Annotated in this window: 16 protein-coding genes; 7 read left to right on the plus strand and 9 right to left on the minus strand. The window is 40.8% G+C overall.

Annotated features, from left to right (window positions below):
- Positions 1-123: 123 nt before the first annotated feature.
- From B1F84_RS14605 to murB, 3 genes are read right to left on the minus strand one after another with little or no spacing between them, the layout of a single operon-like run.
- Positions 124-822 carry a type III pantothenate kinase gene (locus tag B1F84_RS14605; RefSeq protein WP_131691823.1) on the minus strand — a complete coding sequence of 233 codons (699 nt, stop codon included), beginning with the start codon at positions 820-822 and terminating at the stop codon, positions 124-126.
- Positions 819-1,811, minus strand: coding sequence for a bifunctional biotin--[acetyl-CoA-carboxylase] ligase/biotin operon repressor BirA (birA, locus tag B1F84_RS14610; RefSeq protein WP_131691824.1), 993 nt, complete (start codon positions 1,809-1,811; stop codon positions 819-821). Before birA ends, B1F84_RS14605 begins: the two co-directional genes overlap by 4 nt.
- Positions 1,808-2,818: a UDP-N-acetylmuramate dehydrogenase gene (gene murB, locus B1F84_RS14615; RefSeq protein ID WP_131691825.1), complete on the minus strand. Its 1,011-nt coding sequence runs from the start codon at positions 2,816-2,818 to the stop codon at positions 1,808-1,810. The genes birA and murB overlap by 4 nt, the downstream gene beginning before the upstream one ends.
- A 143-nt stretch (positions 2,819-2,961) precedes the next feature.
- On the opposite strand from murB, the gene B1F84_RS14620 reads away from it, so the two are divergent.
- Positions 2,962-4,803: a M1 family metallopeptidase gene (locus tag B1F84_RS14620; RefSeq protein WP_131691826.1), complete on the plus strand. Its 1,842-nt coding sequence runs from the start codon at positions 2,962-2,964 to the stop codon at positions 4,801-4,803.
- A 57-nt stretch (positions 4,804-4,860) separates the two neighbouring features.
- On the opposite strand, the gene B1F84_RS14625 is transcribed toward B1F84_RS14620, so the two are convergent.
- Positions 4,861-5,463 carry a DUF2057 domain-containing protein gene (locus B1F84_RS14625; protein WP_008108512.1) on the minus strand — a complete coding sequence of 201 codons (603 nt, stop codon included), beginning with the start codon at positions 5,461-5,463 and terminating at the stop codon, positions 4,861-4,863.
- A 92-nt stretch (positions 5,464-5,555) separates the two neighbouring features.
- On the opposite strand from B1F84_RS14625, the gene B1F84_RS14630 reads away from it, so the two are divergent.
- From B1F84_RS14630 to B1F84_RS14640, 3 genes are all read left to right on the plus strand, one after another.
- A complete protein-coding gene (locus tag B1F84_RS14630) occupies positions 5,556-5,927 on the plus strand; it encodes a histidine triad nucleotide-binding protein (RefSeq protein ID WP_076919804.1) in 372 nt (123 codons plus the stop codon).
- A gap of 211 nt (positions 5,928-6,138) precedes the next feature.
- Positions 6,139-6,795, plus strand: coding sequence for a response regulator transcription factor (locus tag B1F84_RS14635; RefSeq protein ID WP_008108518.1), 657 nt, complete (start codon positions 6,139-6,141; stop codon positions 6,793-6,795).
- 80 nt (positions 6,796-6,875) lie between these two features.
- Entirely contained in the window at positions 6,876-9,032 is a 2,157-nt protein-coding gene (locus tag B1F84_RS14640; RefSeq protein ID WP_131691827.1) for a response regulator, read from the plus strand.
- A gap of 73 nt (positions 9,033-9,105) precedes the next feature.
- On the opposite strand, the gene B1F84_RS14645 is transcribed toward B1F84_RS14640, so the two are convergent.
- Genes B1F84_RS14645 through B1F84_RS14655 form a run of 3 tightly spaced genes read right to left on the minus strand, consistent with a single transcriptional unit; the run spans position 9,106 to position 12,492 of the window.
- Positions 9,106-10,530: a mannose-1-phosphate guanylyltransferase/mannose-6-phosphate isomerase gene (locus tag B1F84_RS14645; protein ID WP_131691828.1), complete on the minus strand. Its 1,425-nt coding sequence runs from the start codon at positions 10,528-10,530 to the stop codon at positions 9,106-9,108.
- A 58-nt stretch (positions 10,531-10,588) separates the two neighbouring features.
- Positions 10,589-11,362, minus strand: coding sequence for an amidohydrolase (locus B1F84_RS14650; protein WP_131691829.1), 774 nt, complete (start codon positions 11,360-11,362; stop codon positions 10,589-10,591).
- The gene (locus B1F84_RS14655; protein ID WP_131691830.1) at positions 11,350-12,492 is read right to left on the minus strand and encodes a methionine aminotransferase; all 1,143 of its coding nucleotides are present in this window, start codon (positions 12,490-12,492) and stop codon (positions 11,350-11,352) included. The genes B1F84_RS14650 and B1F84_RS14655 overlap by 13 nt, the downstream gene beginning before the upstream one ends.
- Positions 12,493-12,593: 101 nt before the next feature.
- Here B1F84_RS14655 and B1F84_RS14660 point away from each other — a divergent pair, with 101 nt between their 5' ends.
- A complete protein-coding gene (locus B1F84_RS14660) occupies positions 12,594-13,229 on the plus strand; it encodes a methylthioribulose 1-phosphate dehydratase (RefSeq protein WP_131691831.1) in 636 nt (211 codons plus the stop codon).
- 15 nt (positions 13,230-13,244) lie between these two features.
- Here B1F84_RS14660 and B1F84_RS14665 read toward each other — a convergent pair whose 3' ends face one another.
- Positions 13,245-14,726: an FMN-binding glutamate synthase family protein gene (locus B1F84_RS14665; RefSeq protein ID WP_131691832.1), complete on the minus strand. Its 1,482-nt coding sequence runs from the start codon at positions 14,724-14,726 to the stop codon at positions 13,245-13,247.
- 80 nt (positions 14,727-14,806) lie between these two features.
- Positions 14,807-16,585: a DUF885 domain-containing protein gene (locus B1F84_RS14670; RefSeq protein ID WP_131691833.1), complete on the minus strand. Its 1,779-nt coding sequence runs from the start codon at positions 16,583-16,585 to the stop codon at positions 14,807-14,809.
- Positions 16,586-16,918: 333 nt separating this feature from the next.
- Here B1F84_RS14670 and B1F84_RS14675 point away from each other — a divergent pair, with 333 nt between their 5' ends.
- Together B1F84_RS14675 and ubiE are read left to right on the plus strand one after the other, a co-directional pair.
- Positions 16,919-17,878, plus strand: coding sequence for a diguanylate cyclase (locus B1F84_RS14675; RefSeq protein WP_131691940.1), 960 nt, complete (start codon positions 16,919-16,921; stop codon positions 17,876-17,878).
- Positions 17,879-17,985: 107 nt separating this feature from the next.
- The gene (ubiE, locus tag B1F84_RS14680) at positions 17,986-18,741 is read left to right on the plus strand and encodes a bifunctional demethylmenaquinone methyltransferase/2-methoxy-6-polyprenyl-1,4-benzoquinol methylase UbiE (RefSeq protein ID WP_131691834.1); all 756 of its coding nucleotides are present in this window, start codon (positions 17,986-17,988) and stop codon (positions 18,739-18,741) included.
- Position 18,742: the final 1 nt, after the last annotated feature.

Below are 18,742 nucleotides of genomic sequence, written 5' to 3' on the forward strand. Positions count from 1 at the left end.
GCTTTAGTACGGGGCGAGATTCTAGAGTAAGGTTTATTGGGATGCAACCAAAAAATTAAAAAAAATGTGATTTTATGCTTCAAACGCTCACTATTCGCGCAAAAAGCGGTTTTTTTGTTGTTTTTAACTCTTTTTAGCCAACTCGTACCAGTAATTTAAGCCTTTCATTACTAGCATTGGGTCGAAAATACTCTGTGGAAAATGCCCTTGTAATAGCTGACCATAACCACCAGCAAAAATTAAAAGGCTATTTTTTGTATTTAAATGCCGCTTTGCTTGCTCAATTGCGCCAATAGTTGCCACTAATGCACCATTTTTTAATCCATTAGGGGTGTTTTTGCCAAGCTCATTAGCAAATGGCGTGTTTGCATCATCAAATACGCGCTGGGTATTTTGAGTAAGTGATCGGGTCATTAAATCAAGCCCTGGTAATATCCAACCACCTAAGTGCTGCCCATCATCATTAAGGACGTCTATAGTCGTTGCCGTGCCGGCATCAACAACAATTGCAGCCGTATTAGGGTAAAGCGTATAACCACTAATAAGTGCTAACCACCTATCTATGCCCAAATTACCGACTTGCTGATACGCACAATGCAACGTACTGAGTTCACGACTAACCGATGCTTCAAAGCAATCAATGTTATGTGTTTGAGCTTGCTCTAATAGCTGTTTGAGTAATTCACTACGACCCACACAAGCGTAAACAACAACCGTGATTTGCTGCCATGGGATATTATTAATATCGCACGGCTGTATTTGCTCGTTTTGCCACAATACGGCTTTGAGTGAGGTATTACCTACATCAATTAACAATCTCATGCTTGCGCCTTTCTTAATGAAATCTCGCCGCCATAATAACTTTTCACTTCACCGTCTTGGCGAATACGTACACCACCGTGCGCATCTATGCCTTCACAAATTCCCCGCCAACTGCGATGCCCGGTATTAAGCTCTACCTGTTGACCAGCAAATGCATTTAATGCATTCCATTGTTTATACATAGTTTGTAAGCCATTCTCGCGATATTGCACTAAGCGCTGCTCTAAGCAATAAGTTAATGAAGCTACTAGTTGATTTTTATCTAGCTGCTGGGTGTGCTGACTTAAATCTGTCCATGCTTGGTCAATGTGCTGACTGGCACTTTCTGGCATATTTAAATTAATACCAACCCCTATCACTAACTGACAGGGTCCTTGTGGCTGCCCGTCTAACTCGACCAAGACACCTGCGAGTTTTTGTTTTTTTATATAAATGTCGTTTGGCCATTTAAGCTCTACTTCAATAGCATAAAGTGCTTTTATCGCATCATACACAGCTAAACCAACAGCAATCGATACACCCATAGCGGCTTGTAAGCCATCGTCTAAGCGCCAAAAATAACTGTAGTATAAGTTAGCACCAAAGGGTGATTGCCATACTCGCCCTCGACGCCCCCGCCCTGCTTGCTGCATTTCGGCTACAATCACGGCGCCCGATTCGAGCGCTGCTTTAGCTTGAATGCGGCGCATTAACTCGCTGTTGGTTGAGTCAATCAGTGGTTGCACTTCAATATTCGCAGTATTTGCGCCTAAAGCAGCATAGTGCTGCTGTATGCTTTGCTGATTAAGCAAACCAACATGGTTATTTAAGCTATAGCCTTTACCTGTTACTTTAAATACATCTAGGCCCATAGCTTGTAAGCTTTGAATATGCTTACTTACCGCCGCGCGACTTATTCCTAATTCATTACCCAGTGCTTGCCCAGAGACAAACCCGCCTTTATTGAGCGCATTTAAAATGGCCAACTTATTACCGTCAGGTGCCTTCATGCTGATTGCTCCAAAGAGATATGGCATTCATTGTACTGATCAATTAATCGCACTTCGTGCTCTAAGCTTATGTTGTAACGTGTTAAAACAATATCCTGAATGTGGGCAATCATATTAATTAAATCATTCCCTGTACTATTACCATGATTAACCAGTACCAGCGCTTGCTGTTGATGCACTTCAATCCCCGCAATTTTATATCCCTTTAATCCCGCTTGCTCTATTAACCACCCTGCAGCCACTTTATGGTGACCATCACCATGCGGGTAGTGAGGCACCTCAGGGTATTTAGCAATTAACTGCGCTAAGTCACTATTGGTGATAATAGGGTTCTTAAAAAAGCTGCCCGCATTAGCCAGTTTATAAGGGTTTGGGAGTTTGCTATTACGCGTTTGTATCACTTGCGCGCACACTTGCTGTGGAGTTGGATTTTTTAATTGCTGCAGCGGTCCATAGCTGAGCACTGGTTGCCATTTTTTGGGCAACTTAAAATGCACTTGGGTGATCACTGCTTTATTTTTTAGCGCGTGTTTAAACACCGATTCACGATAAGCAAACTGACATTGTTGATTAGTTAAAGATTTAAAGCTGCCGCTATCAATAGCAAAATAATCAACAGCTTCTATAAACTGTGCTATTTCTACGCCATAGGCACCAATATTTTGCACTGGTGCAGCGCCGACAGTACCGGGTATGAGCGCTAGGTTTTCAAACCCTGCAATACTTTGCTCCAGCAAGTAGGTCACTAATTGATGCCAATTTTCACCGCCCGCCACACTAACTAAAAAGTCATCCGAGCGCTCAGTGATAGTAATGCCTTGGGTTGCCATTTTAATGACCGTGCCTGCATAGTCATTTAAAAAAATAGTATTACTGCCCTCACCCAACAAGCAAAAAGGGACTTTAAAGCACTGGCTTTTAAGCTGCGCTAAGTCGGTAATTTCAACGAAATTTTGGCATTGGCTACTTAATGCAAATGTATGTAGGGGTTGTAATGAGTGCGGCACAAAGCCCTCTGAAGGTAGCAATAATTAATCGCTCTAGTTTAACTCATCGTCGCAAATTGCGCATCTGCTTGTAAAAATTGTTCAACCCACTGCAGCAATCATGATATAAAACCTGCACTTTTTTATTTGTACTCAAGGTAATTATGAAAATCACACCTCTTTTTTTAAGCCTCGCTATGGCAGGTATGTGCTCGCAAGCAATGGCCAGCGCTATTGATCAAAATTCCTATGCCAACCTTGATGATGTTATCACCACACATTTAAACCTTGATTTAGACATCGACTTTGCCGACAAGCAATTAGAAGGTTTTGTTGAGCATACGCTGCAGTGGCAAAACGCCAGTAGCAAAAAGCTAGTACTTGATACCCGTGACCTTGATATTGATAAAGTCATGTATCAAACAGCAAATGGCAATTGGCACAAAGCTAGTTTTAACCTTGCTAACCGCGACGATGTTAAAGGCTCAAAACTAACGATTACTTTTAAAAACCAAGCTGAAAAAGTCCGTATTTACTACAACAGTCGCCCAGAAGCGTCGGGCTTACAGTGGTTAACGCCAGAGCAAACAGCCAGCAAAACGCACCCGTTTATGTATAGCCAATCGCAAGCGATTCATGCACGTAGTTGGATACCAGTGCAAGACACCCCAGCAATGCGCGTGACTTATTCTGCACGTATTCATACCCCTGAAGATATTCGTGCGGTAATGAGCGCTGATAATAAAGATGCCCTTTATAAAGATGGTGATTATCAGTTCACTATGCCGCAAGCAATTTCACCTTACTTAATTGCCATTGGTGCGGGTAACCTAGAATTTAAAGCGATGTCTAAGCAAACCGGTATTTTTGCAGAGCCGACTATTTTAGATGCCTCAGTTGCTGAGTTTGATGACACCCAAGCGATGATCGACAAAACCAATGCCATGTACGGCGACTATGCATGGGGTCGTTATGACTTACTTATGCTACCACCTAGCTTTCCGTTTGGCGGCATGGAAAACCCACGTTTATCATTTATCACCCCAACCGTTGTTGCCGGCGATAAAAGCCTCGTTAACCTGATTGCGCATGAGCTTGCACACTCTTGGTCTGGTAACTTAGTGACTAACGCCACATGGGAAGATTTATGGTTAAACGAAGGATTTACCTCTTACGTTGAAAACCGCATTATGGAAGAAGTATTTGGTCGAGACCGTGCTGTTATGGAACAAGCACTTGATGCAGCAGGGCTACGTGCGCAACTTAAAACCATTGATGCACCAGATACGCGCCTTAACTTAAAGCTTAATGGTCGCGATCCAGATGATGCGTTTAGCTCAGTGCCTTACACAAAAGGTCAGCTATTTTTAATCTACCTAGAAGAAAAATACGGCCGTGATAAGTTTGATGACTTTGTTAAAACCTACTTTAATGAGTTTGCATTTAAATCGCTAACCACCGCGCAATTTGTTACGTACATCAAAGCTAACTTAATTGAAAAGTACCCTGGTGTAGTGAGCATGGATAAAGTGAACGAGTGGATTTTTCAGCCTGGTTTACCAAGTGATGCACCTAATCCAACCTCAGACGCATTCGATAAAGTAGATACAGCTTCTACAGCATGGTTAAAAGGGGATACAACTGCCGCACAATTACCAACTGCAAATTGGACTGTGCATGAGTGGCTACACTTTTTAAATAACTTACCACGCGATTTAAGCATTGAAAAAATGACTGAGTTAGACGGCGAGTTTAACTTAACCCAATCAACCAACGCAGAACGTGCGTTTGCATGGTACATGCTAGCAGTAGGTAATGGTTACCAACCGATTTACCCTGAGCTTGATAAGCATTTATCGGGTATTGGTCGTCGTAAGCTTATCGTGCCGCTTTATAAAGCGCTTATTACCAATGGTAAAAAAGACTGGGCACAAAGCGTATACTTAAAAGCGCGTCCGGGTTATCACCCACTGGCACAAGGTACTATTGACGCATTATTTAAATAACAAATAGCGTTACCAATAAACTAAAAAGGGCCAATTTGGCCCTTTTTTAATGCTTAGTTATTTTGTTACTTTATCTAAAAAAGCCTGTCGTTCAGCGAGCGTTGCTTGTTGCCACCAAAAGTCGAGCATATGTGCAGCGCTTGGCATGCCTTTGCCATTAATTGGCGCAATCGGCTTAATGGGACGACTTGGTTTTTGTGGGCCAGCAGGTGTTTCTGAGGTTTGCTGATTAAACTGTGCGCTTTGTAGTTGTCGTTCAGCTATCACATTTAATGGCTCAGCTAAGGTACTACCTTTTGCTTTTAAGCTCACTTGTGGTGCCTCAGCAAATACCTTAGCTGCCACCGCATTTTCAGCACGATTAAATACTAAGGTGTAATCTTTACCTGCTTCAACGGTTACATTCACCCAAAAAGGCTCCGACTCAATCACTTCGTGATCGTCATAGCCTAAATCATATAAATCTGTGTATTTAAGCTTTAACTGATAAGTGCCCGGTGCTAATTCAACATCATCAACACGACTAAAAATCGAACTTTCAATGATTCGTTCACCCACTTGTAAAGGAACAAACTCCTCAGGAAAGTGAATGTTTTCTGCCAAACTCGATGCACTCACCAAGAGCGCCGCTACACTGCTTAATAATATTGATTTACGCATAATTACTCCTTTAGTTGATTTCAGTTTGACACTGCTGGCAAAATTTGTCATTAGTGACATACATATTAATCGAACAAATTAGAGTCATCATTATGAGTCAAGAGACTATTTTTACTAAAATTATTAATCGTGAAATTCCTGCTGACATTATTTACGAAGACGACCACGCGCTTGCATTTAAAGATATTAATCCTCAAGCACCTTTTCATGCGTTGATCATTCCTAAACAAGCCATTGCCACGATTAACGATGTCACTGAGGAAAACTCACACCTTGTTGGTCATTTATATGTGGTAGCGGCTAAACTTGCCAAACAATTTAACTTTAGCGATGACGGCTACCGCGTGGTGATGAACTGCAATGAACACGGCGGACAAACCGTTTACCATATTCATTTACACATGCTGGCGGGTAAAGAAATGGGCTGGCCCCCGTATCAAAATACTAAAAAAGTTGCTCTATAGTGACTCATTAAATCCTGTATCTTAAAAAATACATTAAAAATACGGCGTTTTTCTTATATACCAAAAAAACAATTACTTATTTGCAACATTTTATGTTTAAATAATCGGAAATCGCACCTTTTCTCCAGTGAAATTGTTATTGCCTAATACAAAAGGTGTGCAGGGATCGTGGTAAGATTAATTAGCCAGCTTTATAAAAGAGTAAAAAAACATGAGCAGTTCAGCCTTTTTGTTGTTAGACGAAGAACCAATTAACACTATTGGTATCAACGTTTTAGAGCCTTTGTTAAAAACACAGGGTCTTGACGTAACTACGGGTACAAATATTTTAGATGTTCCGGTAGGTACTCGCTTATTGTTCATTGAAACATCAAGTAAAGACGCATGGACTAAGCTAAAAGAGCAACTCGTTAATTTACGCATCAAATGCGATATTGTGTTGTTTAATTTAGATGAAAACCCAGAGCTTGCTAATCGTGCATTACTCAGTGGTATTCGCGGTGTATTTTACACCACCGATAATGCCGATGTACTCATGAAAGGGATTCGTTTATTACTTGAAGATCAGCTTTGGTATCGTCGTGATATTATGTGTAATGCGCTCAACCGCATGCTGCAATTTAACAAAGACGCACTACATAAGCTAACTGATGGTGATATTGAACCAATAAAACTCACTAAACGTGAAAAAGCAATTATCTCGTTAATGAGTAACGGTTCTAAAAATAAAGAAATTGCTGAAGAGTTAAGCATTAGCCCGCACACGGTTAAAACCCATTTATACAGCGCATTTAGAAAAACCAAATGTCGTAACCGTATTGAACTACTCTCTTGGGCACAACAAAATATTCCTGACGAAATTCGTTAAGGCTTATTTTAATAAATTCAATACAGGCACTTTAGGTGCCTGTTTTTATATCTTCTTTAAAAATCGCTGTTGGGGTCTTAATGCTCGACTCATTTACGCTTTATTTTGCCAGTATCGCTGTTATGACAGTGATGACGTTACTAAATTTTTTAACCTGGCGTACCAATAAGCATGTTCCCGGCACGTTACTTTATATCTCCTACCCTTTACTACTATTAGCCGCCATTGTGGGCTTTGCGCTCATAGGTAAAATTCCTGAAAAGCTTGCCATTACCTTTGCTAATAGCATGATGTTTTTAGCGTCCATTGTGCATTGCTTATCGCTGAGTCAGTTTTTAAATTATCGTGGTCGTGGTTTTAAATTTGTTTGCCTATTTACCGCTGCCAGCGCTTTATTGCTTGTTTACTTCACTTTTTTTCAGCCATCTATGCGCTCACGGGTTTATATTTCTGACTTTCAACATATTGTAGAAGCCGCTTTTTTACTATTTGTTTTTTTTAAATATGCGCGAAAACCTTATCCTAATGCCAGTATTGTTTACATTATTATTTTAACCTTGGTTGCAGCCAGTTTTATCACTCGAACTATTTTTATGGATCGCGTTGCACAACAAGATGCCATATTAAACCCATGGTTTGACTCACTATTATTTTTGAACAGTGTGATTGCCCCTATGTTTTATGCAGCCGGTATGGCTCTATTGTGTAATGAACGCAGAGAATTAAGGCTTAATAAACTTACCGAAAAAGCACACAAAGACTTAGAGATTCGCGGGCTCTTTTTATCAACTATAAGCCATGAAATACGCACCCCATTAAACGGCATTTTAGGCAGCGCACAACTGGTGTTAAACCAAACTAGCGACAGCCGCAATAAAGCTTATTGCGAAGCCATTATCAACTCAGCAGAGTCACTCAACTTACTCGTAGATAAAGTGCTGGAATACGCAAGCTTAGATCAGCATGACGAAGCCTTGTACGAAGAAGACATAGAGTTCAAAACTTGGCTACAAAACTTATGCCTGCTGTTAAGCCCTCTGGCCGAACAAAAACAGCTTAAATTTGAGCTTGCCTGTAACATCCCCGATAAAGCCTGTTATTACTGCGACCAACAAAAGCTCAGACAAATCATTATTAATCTTGTTGGTAATGCGATTAAATTTACCGACACCGGCACAGTAAAAGTTCAAATAGATTTAATTAATGAAACTCAGCTCGATCATACCCTTAAAGTAAGCGTACTCGATTCAGGCCCGGGTATTGAAAAAGATGAAATTGATTATTTAACTGAGCCCTACATCCAAAGCAGTGCCGGTAAGGAAAAAGGCGGAACAGGGCTTGGGCTAGCTATAACCAGTCGTTTACTCGATAAAATTAATAGCCAGCTAGAAATTACCAGTGAGCTGGGAGTGGGTAGCGTATTTAGCTTTAACATGACGCTAGCCATAGGTGAGCTTAGCCTTGTAGAGCAGCGCCATCAAAGTAAGGACTATTTAACCGGACTTGATGTGTTACTTGTCGAAGATTTAGATTTGAACCAAAAAATAGCCGTTGAATTTATGGCTGACGACGAGCATAAAATTAAGCTTGCTAAAGATGGTAAAAGTGCGATTGAGTTGATGAAAAAATATCACTTTGATGTGGTGTTACTTGATATGAACTTACCCGACTTAACAGGGCAGCAAGTGCTAAAAACACTCAAACGGGTGGAGCATAAAAATCAGCGAACTCCGGTGCTGGCCTTTACCGCCAGTTTGAGCCCTGATGAAATCAAAGAATACTTAGCGCTGGGCATTAAAGACATTGTTGGCAAGCCATTAAAGCAAGAAAAACTACGCCAAGCATTGAGTGATTCACAGTCAACACAAACCGCTAGCATTGCCGTCGAGCTGGTTGATACGTTATACGATGAAACAGCCACAGAAACCCTAACAAGCTCTTTTAGTATTGATGAAGTATCTTCTATTTATAATGAGTTTATCCTCTCTGCGCGTAACAAACTGAGCCGTTGCCAAGCTTTATTAGAGCAAGACCCAGAGCAGTGTATAAAGCTCTTACATCGCCAAGCCAGCACCGCAATGCAACTTGGCTTTAATAGCTATGGACTGGCTCTTAAAAAAATTGAGCGACGCTTACTAGATAAAAAACCATTAAATAACTCGTTAAATGAAGCCAGCACACTGTGGCAACACAGTTTAGAAGCATATTTAAAGTATGTACGCCAAGGGCTAGGGTAATACGGTTACGGGCTTCGGGCTACCAAGTTTTACGACCGTAACAAATGATCAAGCATATTCACTATTTATACTGTTATTTTCTACCGTATATATCGTCAAATCGCTCTATGTCACTTTCATCCAATGTGGCACCCGTTTGCACTTCAATAACAATTAACGGCTCGGGCTGATTATTCGCTAAGCTGTGCAGTTGCTTTGCACCAATATAACAAGATTGGTCATGGGTCAGTGTTAAGCTTTGTTGGTCAATACATATATCTGCAGTACCTGATACGACCACCCAATGCTCAGCACGATGCTGATGACGCTGGGTTGAGAGTTTTGCACCACTTTTTACGGTAATTTTTTTAACTTTAAAGCCGATACTTTCTACTAGCGTACGATAATGTCCCCAAGGGCGGTAAACCACCTGATGATGTGCCAGTTTGTCATTTTGCGTAATTGCCAATTGTTTAAGTATTAAAGGCAAGCCTTCAAGCGAATCTTGCTTTGCAACCAAGGTAGCATCATGAGTATGAACAATCGCTAAATCGCTCACACCTAAAGTGGCAATTGTGTGTCCATCTTCGCTAATAACTAGGTTATTAATACTGTTTTGTGCAATATGTTGCTGATTTTGACTATTGCCCTGCGAATCTTTTTCTGCAAGCGCAGCCAGTGCAGAAAAACTGCCCACATCGCTCCACTTTAACGCCACAGGCATTACCACTACATTATTGCTGCGCTCTAAAATAGCGTAGTCAATTGAGTCACTTGGGCAAGATTCAAGTGCATGGGCATTTGCTCTGGTAAACGCTAAGTCTTGTTTAAAATCAGTAGCACTGGCAACACTTTTAGCAATTTTGGGGGCAAAGCGCTCAAGCTCTTGCAGATAAGCAGCGGGAGTAAATAAGAACATACCACTGTTCCAACTATAACCGCCCTCAGCTAAATAAGTTAATGCTGCTGCTAAATCAGGTTTTTCTTTAAACTGGTCAACTTCAAAGCAACAGGTATCTTTAATGGCTGCGCCCTGTTTTATATAACCATAACCTGTGTGTGGCTCTGTTGGTGTGATTGAAAATGTAACTAATTTACCTTGCTCAGCAAGTTTAATCGCATCGGATAACTGAGCCGTTAACGCGGTAAAATCTGCAATATGATGATCGGCAGGCATCACCAACAAAGGGCCCGTAATATTATTTTTTAAAGCATGGTGCGCGGCAAGGGCGATGGCTGGTGCGGTATTTTTGCCTTCTGGCTCAAGTACTATGGCATAGGGTTTTGCAAATGCTGCCTGCTCTGCGGCAATAAATCGATGCTGTTCATTACAGACCAAAATAGCGGGATTAAAGCCCTCAGTTGCAACCCGTGATAATGTGCTTTGTAATAACGACTGCTGGTTATTATCATCAAGCAAAGATAAAAACTGCTTTGGCATTGCTTGGCGCGATAGCGGCCAAAGCCGTGTACCAATGCCGCCAGCTAAAATTACCGGTGTAATAAGGGTTGTATTCATAAAGCCGCCAATAAAAATATCAGCGGTTATTTTAGCACTTTATCGGCTGGGCGCTAATTTATACCAATGCAAAAGCATCGGCATCTAAATGTGCCGGAAATTTAGCTCTAAACTCATCAAGCGGCGCTTTATTTAACGTGATTGTTAATAATGCTTGCTGGTCATCATGCGCTTTAATCAGTGGCTCACCTTTAAAGTCATACACTGCGGTTCCACCACTGTGGTCAATACCATTGCCATCTTCGCCAACCCGATTTACGCCAACCACGTAGCACAGGTTTTCCATTGCTCGCGCCATTAATAAGGTATCCCACACATTACGCCTTGCAGCTGGCCAGTTAGCAATATTTATCATCACGTCGTAGTCATTGTTATTGCGCTGAAACACCGGAAAGCGTAAATCGTAGCAAACTTGCGGTAAAATTTTAAACCCATTGAGCTCAAACACTTCACGGGTTTGTCCTGCTACTACAAATTCGCCCTCGTTACCCAAACAAAATAAGTGGCGTTTATCGTAATAACGTACCTCACCACTTGGTTTTACCCAATAAAACCGGTTGGCCTTTTTGTCTCCTTGGGTTACCAATACTGAGCCAGCAATCACTGCATTATGTTTTTTAGCTTGTGTTTTAAGCCAACTCAGTACTGAGCCATTTTCAGCCTCACCACAATCAAGGTTAACCGCAAATCCAGTGGCAAAGGTTTCGGGCAATACAATTAAATCTGGTTTATTGGTGATGTTGGCAAGTTGTTGTTCAAACATAACTAAATTGGCTTTTTTATCGAGCCAATGCAATGAGCTTTGTAATAATGCTAAAGTTAAAGTTGACATAAAATCTGCGCCGCCTCCATTAGGGTTTGATCGTTTTTAGCAAAACATAAACGAATAACTTTATCGTTATTTGGCTGTTGATAAAATACACTTAGCGGAATGGCTGCCACCCCAGCTTGCTCTACCAACCACTGACAAAATTCTACGTCATTTAAATCGGATACATCACTGTAATCAAGCAGTAAAAAGTAGGTACCCTCACTTGGTAAAATACTAAAGCGACTATTTTGTAGAGCATTACTAAGCACATCGCGCTTATGTTGATAAAAATCACTTAGCTGGTCAATATGGTCAGCGTGTTGCTCTAACATATCTGCTAATGCATGCTGCGCAGGCGTAAAACTTGAAAAAGTAACATACTGATGAATTTTTCGAAATTCTTCGCTTAAATCAGCGGGTGCAATACAGTAACCCATCTTCCAACCGGTGCTATGAAAGGTTTTACCAAAGCTTGAAATAACAAAGCTTTTTGCCAGTAGTTCCTCGTCACCGAGTGCGCTTAAATGTGGTTGTTGATCAAACGTTATATGCTCATAAACCTCATCGCTGATTACATATAAATTGTGAGCACTCACTAGTTTTTTTAGTTCGTTGATATCTTGCTGTTTTAACACTTTGCCACTGGGGTTATGCGGCGTGTTAATAATAATTGCGCGAGTATTTGCTGTAATTGCTTGATTTACTGTTTGCCAATTTATAGCGTAATCTGGCGCGGCTAGCGCAACGTGCACTGACTTGCCGCCAGCCAGTTCAATGGCTGGTTGATATGAGTCGTAAGCAGGATCAAATACAATAACGTCATCACCCTCGCGCACAATAGTTTGAATAGCCACAAATAATGCTTCGGTTGCCCCTGAGGTTACAGTTACTTGGCTTGTGCCATCAATTTTCGCTTTGTATTTTCGCTGAACTAATGCTGCAATTTGCTGCTGCAGTTTAGGTACACCGCTGGAAGGCGAGTATTGATTAGCTCCTTGCGTTACATACTGGCTTAACTGCGCTTTTAAATACTCAGGGGTATCAAACTCAGGAAAACCTTGCGAAAGATTAATTGCCGAAAACTTATTAGCCAAGCCACTCATTTGGCTAAATATACTAATACCTAAATTGGGGAGTTTACTGTCAAACACGAAGTCTCCTGATGATGGTTTTGTGTACAGAGCAATGCTATGATTAAAAACGGAAGTTTAGCCGTCTAAACTGTACTTTAATTGTTATTTGTGAGGAAAATATGCAAGACAACCATACCGCTATTTCAAACCTTATAGAAGCCGCAAAATGGATTAGCCAACAAGGTTGGGTTCCTGCCTCGGGTGGAAATTTATCAGCTCGCACCCAAAATGGCTTCGTTATAACGACTAATGGCTGCGATAAGGCCCAACTTACCCATGAGCATTTTTTACAGTTAGACCACCAAAACTTAAATACTCCTCAGGTGTTATCAAGCGAAGCGAAATTACATTTAAGTTTGTATCAGTTAATTCCTGAGGCGCAATGTGTATTGCATACTCAATCTGTTGCAGCAACGGTGCTTTCACAAGTAACGCAAGCTCATCAGCTTGATTTAAGCGGTTACGAAATGCAAAAAGCGCTCAGTGGTTTTACCTCACATTTAGAAACCTTAAGCATTCCTATTTTTGATAACGACCAAGATATTGACCGTTTAAGCTTATTAGTCAGCGATCACCATTTGCACTCACCGATTAAATTTGGTGTATTAATTCGCGGTCATGGCTTATATGCAGTTGGCAAAAATATTACTGAAGTGCGTCGCCACCTAGAAGCACTAGAGTTTTTGTTTAGCTGCGAATTAGAGCGATTAAAAATCACCGGCATTCAAGCGAGCAATACACTTCATCATCGATAATTAACAAGCAAGTATTTAATGATAATGCTCGTACATTTTATCTAGCGGCTCAGAAAGGCCGCTTTCTTGCACAATACGCACATGTTTGCGTTTTAATTCGCGAGCACTGGTAACGCCACAAGAATGTGCAATAAGCCCTGCACCGTAATGGATGTATTCATTATAATTTGCGACCCGCTGCGCTTTATCTTCAACATTTAAACCACGTTGCAAACGTTCATTATGCGTAGTAATTCCTGTTGGGCAGGTATCTTTATTACATTGCATCGCCTGAATGCAGCCTAGTGCAAACATATGCCCTCGCGCAGAAACCACAAAGTCGGCTCCTAGTGCTAATGCCCATGCGACTTTGGAAGGCACTATTAATTTACCCGAAACAATAATTTTAACTCGCTCTCTAAGACCATGCTTCTTTAATAGCTGTATAACTAGAGGCAGGCTTTCTTTAAGCGGTAACCCCACAGAATCTAATAAAGACTGTGGTGCTGCGCCTGTGCCCCCATCAGCACTATCAATAGTTATAAAGTCGGGTGCAGACTCAATGCCACGATGATTTATCTCGGCAAATAAACTTTCTAACCAAGTATGTTCACCAATAACCGCTTTAAAGCCTGTTGGTTTACCCGTTGCAGTTCTGATGGTGGTAAGCATGTCTAGAATATCGTTTGGATTTTTTATTTCTGGGTGCCCGTTTGGGCTAATAGAATCCTGCCCTTCGGGTATACCTCTTATTTTGGCAATTTCAGCATTCACTTTTCGCCCAGGTAACATGCCGCCTTTGCCTGGCTTAGCACCTTGGCTCATTTTCAGTTCAAACATTTTAACTGTTGGGTGTGCAGCAACGGCTTTTAGTTTTTCTGTACTTAAATTTCCCTGCTCGTCGCGTACACCGTTTTTTGCGGTGCCAATTTGAAATACAATATCGGCGCCACCTTCTAAGTGATACGGACTAAGCCCGCCTTCCCCCGTGTTCATCCAACATCCTGCTAATTTTGCCCCCTTCGATAGTGCACGTACAGCCGGGCTTGATAGCGCACCAAAGCTCATGCCCGATATATTAAATAACGAATTTGTGGTGTAAGGAAATTTACAATAAGGGCCAAGCGTTACGTTGCTCGGCGCTAAGGCTTCTTCATCTAAGGTGGGAAATGCACAGTTCATAAACATGACGGTGCCTGTGGTCTCTAAGCTTTGAGTTGAGCCAAAAGCGGCCGTATGATCAACATCTTTCGCCGCGCGGTAGACCCAACTACGCTCGGCGCGATTAAAGGGCATTTCTTCACGGTCTAGGGCAAAAAAATACTGCCTAAAAAACTCACCTTGACGCTCAAAGAAATAACGAAAACGTCCAATTACGGGATAGTTACGCCTAATAGCATGCTTTGTTTGCGTAACATCTCGAATATAAAAAATAGCAATTAATACAACCAGCAATCCCAATGCAACAATAAAAAGGCTGGCAAACACATCGATACTGAACATTATAAATTGGCTCATAGCTTATCCTTAAATGCTAAAAAAAAAGCGTGATGCCATCAAATAACACCACACTTTTATAGTTTCAAAATAATGCGCTTTTAGCTATCTGTTTTTGCTAACTCTGCTTGTATATACAAACGTATTTGCTGCTCAAGCACCGACAAAGGTACCGAACCGTGACGCAAAATTTGATGATGGAACTCACGAATATCAAACTGCTGACCTAATGCTTGCTCAGCCTCTGCGCGCAAGCGTTTAATTGTTAACTCACCAATTTTGTAAGACAGCGCTTGAGCAGGCCACGAAATATAACGGTCGGTTTCTGTTTTTACATTGTGTAATGAAAGCGCTGTATTATCGGCCATAAAGTTCATCGCACGCTCTCGGCTCCAGCCATACATGTGCATCCCCGTATCAACCACTAAACGTGCAGCACGCCACATTTCGTAGGTTAAACGACCAAAGTTGCTGTATGGGTCTTGATAAAAGCCTGCCTCGACCCCTAAGTACTCTGAATACAACCCCCAGCCCTCACCAAACGCTGATAAATAGGCATCTCGGCGATAGCTAGGTAAGCTTTCAAGTTCTGCATTGAGTGATATTTGTAAATGATGGCCCGGGACAGCTTCGTGCAGTGTTAATGCCTCTAAAGCATAGAGTGGTCGTTTATCTAAAGCGTAAGTATTCACCCAATAAAAACCGGCTTGATCGTCACGGCTCGAACCTGAATAGCGCCCAGTAGTATACTTAGGGGCAATATTGGCAGGCACCGGCGCTACGCCATAAGGTTTACGCGGTAAGGTATGAAATAATTTAGGTAACTGTGCATCCATTTTTTTGGCAATGTACGCGGCCTCTTTTAATAATTGCTCAGGCGTTGTGGCGTAAAATTGCGGATCGGTACGTAAAAAGTGGATAAATTCTGCAAACGTGCCCTTAAAGCCCACCTCTTTAATGACCGCTTCCATCTCACTGCGAATACGCGCCACCTCAGATAAACCCAGCTCATGGATTTCTTTTGGGGTCATTTGTGTTGTGGTGTAATACTTAGCACGATTTGCATAAAAGGCTTCGCCATTGGGAGTAGACGAAATGCCAATATCGCTGCGCGCGCCAGGTAAGTATTCAGTATTAAAAAAAGTTAAGTAATCTTTATAAGCATTAATAACTTGGCCACTAATAATGGCTTTAGCTTGTTGCTGTAACGCTGCAAATTCACTGTCACTTAAGCCAGCGGTATTGTTTAAAAACGGCTTATAAAATTCAGATTGTGTTACATCGTCAACAATGTAGGCAGTAATAGAATCTTGATAGCCAATTAATACCGCTTTGGGTTGAGTTAAACCAACTTCTAATCCTTTACGCATCCAGCCTATATTTTGCTCAAAAAAGCGCGGCACTTGCTGTAATCGCTTTAGGTAGTTTTGATAATCTTGTGCAGTTTTATAATCCGAGCTATTAACAATAAACGATAGGCTTGAATGAAAGCCATACTCTGACGTTAAAGGCATGTAGTGTGCGTTAAATACATATTCATCAACACTATTTTGCACTTGCGCTCGAATAATACTGTAATTAATTTGGTTTTCATCACTCAGCTTGCTCATATCTATTGCATCTAAATCAGCCAATAACTGGGTGTTTTTTTGATACTGCTGCGCTAAAAAGTCAGCCGATAAGTTAGGTAATAAATAGCCATCAACTCCCTCAGGATTACTATATGGGCTTACATTTTGGCGGTGTTGTACGATATTTTCAGCGGTTTGCGTAAATTGCTGATCGGCATTAATTGTAGTGAGCTGACACGCGCTTAATGAGCACATTAAGGTGACACTTAATAAGGAAAGACGCATTTTTTTTGAAAGAGATAAATTCATAGTTATTGAGCTTAATGACGTTACAGATGTGGTAAACCTATATTAGGCTGAATAAATAGCAAATAGATATACGACCAACTGCGAAAAATATACGCCAGCAGTCATTTTATTAACTTAAGTTAATACTTAACAATTAGAGTAATTGCTCAAAAAAGCAACGGTTATTGAAATTATAGCGTCATTTTAGCCAACTACGACTCATTTTACTTTTAAATAACGGATATAATGATTATTGTATCTGTGCTTGGAAGCAAATTGCCTCATTGGACGAGTTTTATAAATCAGCATTTATGCGTATTTGGTTGGTATTTGCAAATGATGTTCCATGACTCCATGGCTATAGCACAAGAAAAAATGACAAAAGTATGTATGTTTTTAGAACATCATGTTTTGCCTCCTACCCCCTTAAATTTTCAAGTTGTGTATACATACATTAGTAAAATCCATTTTGCGCTTAATAATGCTATTGATGATGCTATTGATGCCCATCAAAATATTGATGAGCTATTTATTGAGCAACTCTATTTTGAATATTTAAATCAAGGTCATAAAACCGAAGTAGCAATGATTGAAAACGTCAATGGTGTGATCAATTCACTGTCTCGAAATGCACAGCAAACCGAAAAAAAACTTAACGATTTTGCAGGTCATGTTAATGACTGCTTGCATTCTTTAGATGAAAATAATATTGCTAACAGCCGCATCGCCTTAGAAAGGCTTAATGAGCAAACTCAGTTACTGCTCTCGCAACAAGCCCAATTTAAACAAGAACTAAGTCAGGCAAAAAAGCTACACGAAGCAACTAAAAAACAACTCAATACCTTGCGCAAACAACATGTGATTGACCCACAAACAGGCTTATACAAACGCCATTATTTAACTAAACAAACACAGTTATGGTTAAAACAAGACAAATCAATCTCAGCAATTGCCATTCAAATTGATAATTTAGAGCATTTTATTGATAATTTTGGCGATGCAATTGGCGAAGTGATTTTAAATAAAGTAGCTAAGCAAGTGCAGAAGTATGTTTCGCAAAGTGGCTTAGCTGGGCGCTCTGCAAAAGACCAATTTATCGTTCTACTTGCTAACATTGAGCCAGAAACAGCTAAGCTGATTGCACAAAAGGTAATAGCTGGGGTTGAAAAGCTACGTTTTATCAGTTCAAAAAGCGATTTAAAACTCCCTCCAATTTCTCTCTCTCTAGGGATTACAGAGCAACAACAAGGCGACTTTAATCAGTTGGTTAAAAGTGCCTCAAACGCGGCGTTTAAATCACGCACATCTCAATAGCTCAGCACACTGTTTACACAATAAATTAGCTGATAAATCATATTCAAATTGCACCCTTGGTGCACAATCAAGTACACTAGTCTTTATTACCACGATAGAGATTAATCATGAACGAGAACCCTGAAAAGACCACGCATTTTGGCTATAAAACTGTTGCCGAAACCGAAAAAGCTTCTATGGTTGCTGATGTATTTCATTCTGTTGCGACAAAGTACGATGTTATGAATGATCTCATGTCTTTTGGTATTCATCGTTTATGGAAACGCCAAACAATTGCTAGTTCAGGAATTCGTAAAGGTCATCATGTATTAGACTTAGCCGGTGGTACTGGCGATTTAACCGCAAAGTTTAGCCAACTTGTTGGCGATACCGGTCAGGTTGTTCTAGGTGATATAAACTCTTCAATGCTAAAGGTAGGCCGTGAAAAACTGCATAACTTAGGCCTTGTCGGTAACATTGATTACGTGCAAATGAATGCTGAAGCGTTGCCATTCCCTGATAATAGTTTTGATTTAATTACGATTGCCTTTGGTCTGCGTAATGTAACCGACCAAAACAAAGCGCTGCGCTCTATGTACCGTATTTTAAAGCCAGGTGGTCGTTTACTGATTCTTGAGTTTTCAAAACCGGAGCAAGAGCTTCTTAGCAAGGCGTATGATTTTTACTCTTTCAACATTTTACCTACTATGGGCAAACTGGTAGCTAACGACAGTGAATCGTACCAATACTTAGCTGAGTCAATTCGTATGCACCCAGATCAAGAAACACTTAAAAGAATGATGGTCGAAGCAGGATTTGAGCAAGCGACTTATCAAAACCTAACCGGTGGTATTGTTGCCCTTCATCGTGGATTTAAATACTAAG

It is taken from the genome of Pseudoalteromonas sp. DL-6, assembly GCF_004328665.1.
Classification (GTDB): domain Bacteria; phylum Pseudomonadota; class Gammaproteobacteria; order Enterobacterales; family Alteromonadaceae; genus Pseudoalteromonas.

Excerpts from the sequence above, each read along its gene's own strand:
- B1F84_RS14630 (WP_076919804.1), top strand. The coding sequence starts at position 5,556 with ATGAGTCAAGAGACTATTTTTACTAAAATTATTAATCGTGAAATTCCT.
- B1F84_RS14605 (WP_131691823.1), bottom strand. The coding sequence starts at position 822 with ATGAGATTGTTAATTGATGTAGGTAATACCTCACTCAAAGCCGTATTG.
- B1F84_RS14670 (WP_131691833.1), bottom strand. The coding sequence starts at position 16,585 with ATGAATTTATCTCTTTCAAAAAAAATGCGTCTTTCCTTATTAAGTGTC.
- B1F84_RS14675 (WP_131691940.1), top strand. The coding sequence starts at position 16,919 with ATGGCTATAGCACAAGAAAAAATGACAAAAGTATGTATGTTTTTAGAA.
- B1F84_RS14665 (WP_131691832.1), bottom strand. The coding sequence starts at position 14,726 with ATGAGCCAATTTATAATGTTCAGTATCGATGTGTTTGCCAGCCTTTTT.
- B1F84_RS14625 (WP_008108512.1), bottom strand. The coding sequence starts at position 5,463 with ATGCGTAAATCAATATTATTAAGCAGTGTAGCGGCGCTCTTGGTGAGT.
- B1F84_RS14650 (WP_131691829.1), bottom strand. The coding sequence starts at position 11,362 with ATGTCAACTTTAACTTTAGCATTATTACAAAGCTCATTGCATTGGCTC.
- birA (WP_131691824.1), bottom strand. The coding sequence starts at position 1,811 with ATGAAGGCACCTGACGGTAATAAGTTGGCCATTTTAAATGCGCTCAAT.
- ubiE (WP_131691834.1), top strand. The coding sequence starts at position 17,986 with ATGAACGAGAACCCTGAAAAGACCACGCATTTTGGCTATAAAACTGTT.
- B1F84_RS14645 (WP_131691828.1), bottom strand. The coding sequence starts at position 10,530 with ATGAATACAACCCTTATTACACCGGTAATTTTAGCTGGCGGCATTGGT.
- B1F84_RS14620 (WP_131691826.1), top strand. The coding sequence starts at position 2,962 with ATGAAAATCACACCTCTTTTTTTAAGCCTCGCTATGGCAGGTATGTGC.
- B1F84_RS14635 (WP_008108518.1), top strand. The coding sequence starts at position 6,139 with ATGAGCAGTTCAGCCTTTTTGTTGTTAGACGAAGAACCAATTAACACT.
- B1F84_RS14640 (WP_131691827.1), top strand. The coding sequence starts at position 6,876 with ATGCTCGACTCATTTACGCTTTATTTTGCCAGTATCGCTGTTATGACA.
- B1F84_RS14660 (WP_131691831.1), top strand. The coding sequence starts at position 12,594 with ATGCAAGACAACCATACCGCTATTTCAAACCTTATAGAAGCCGCAAAA.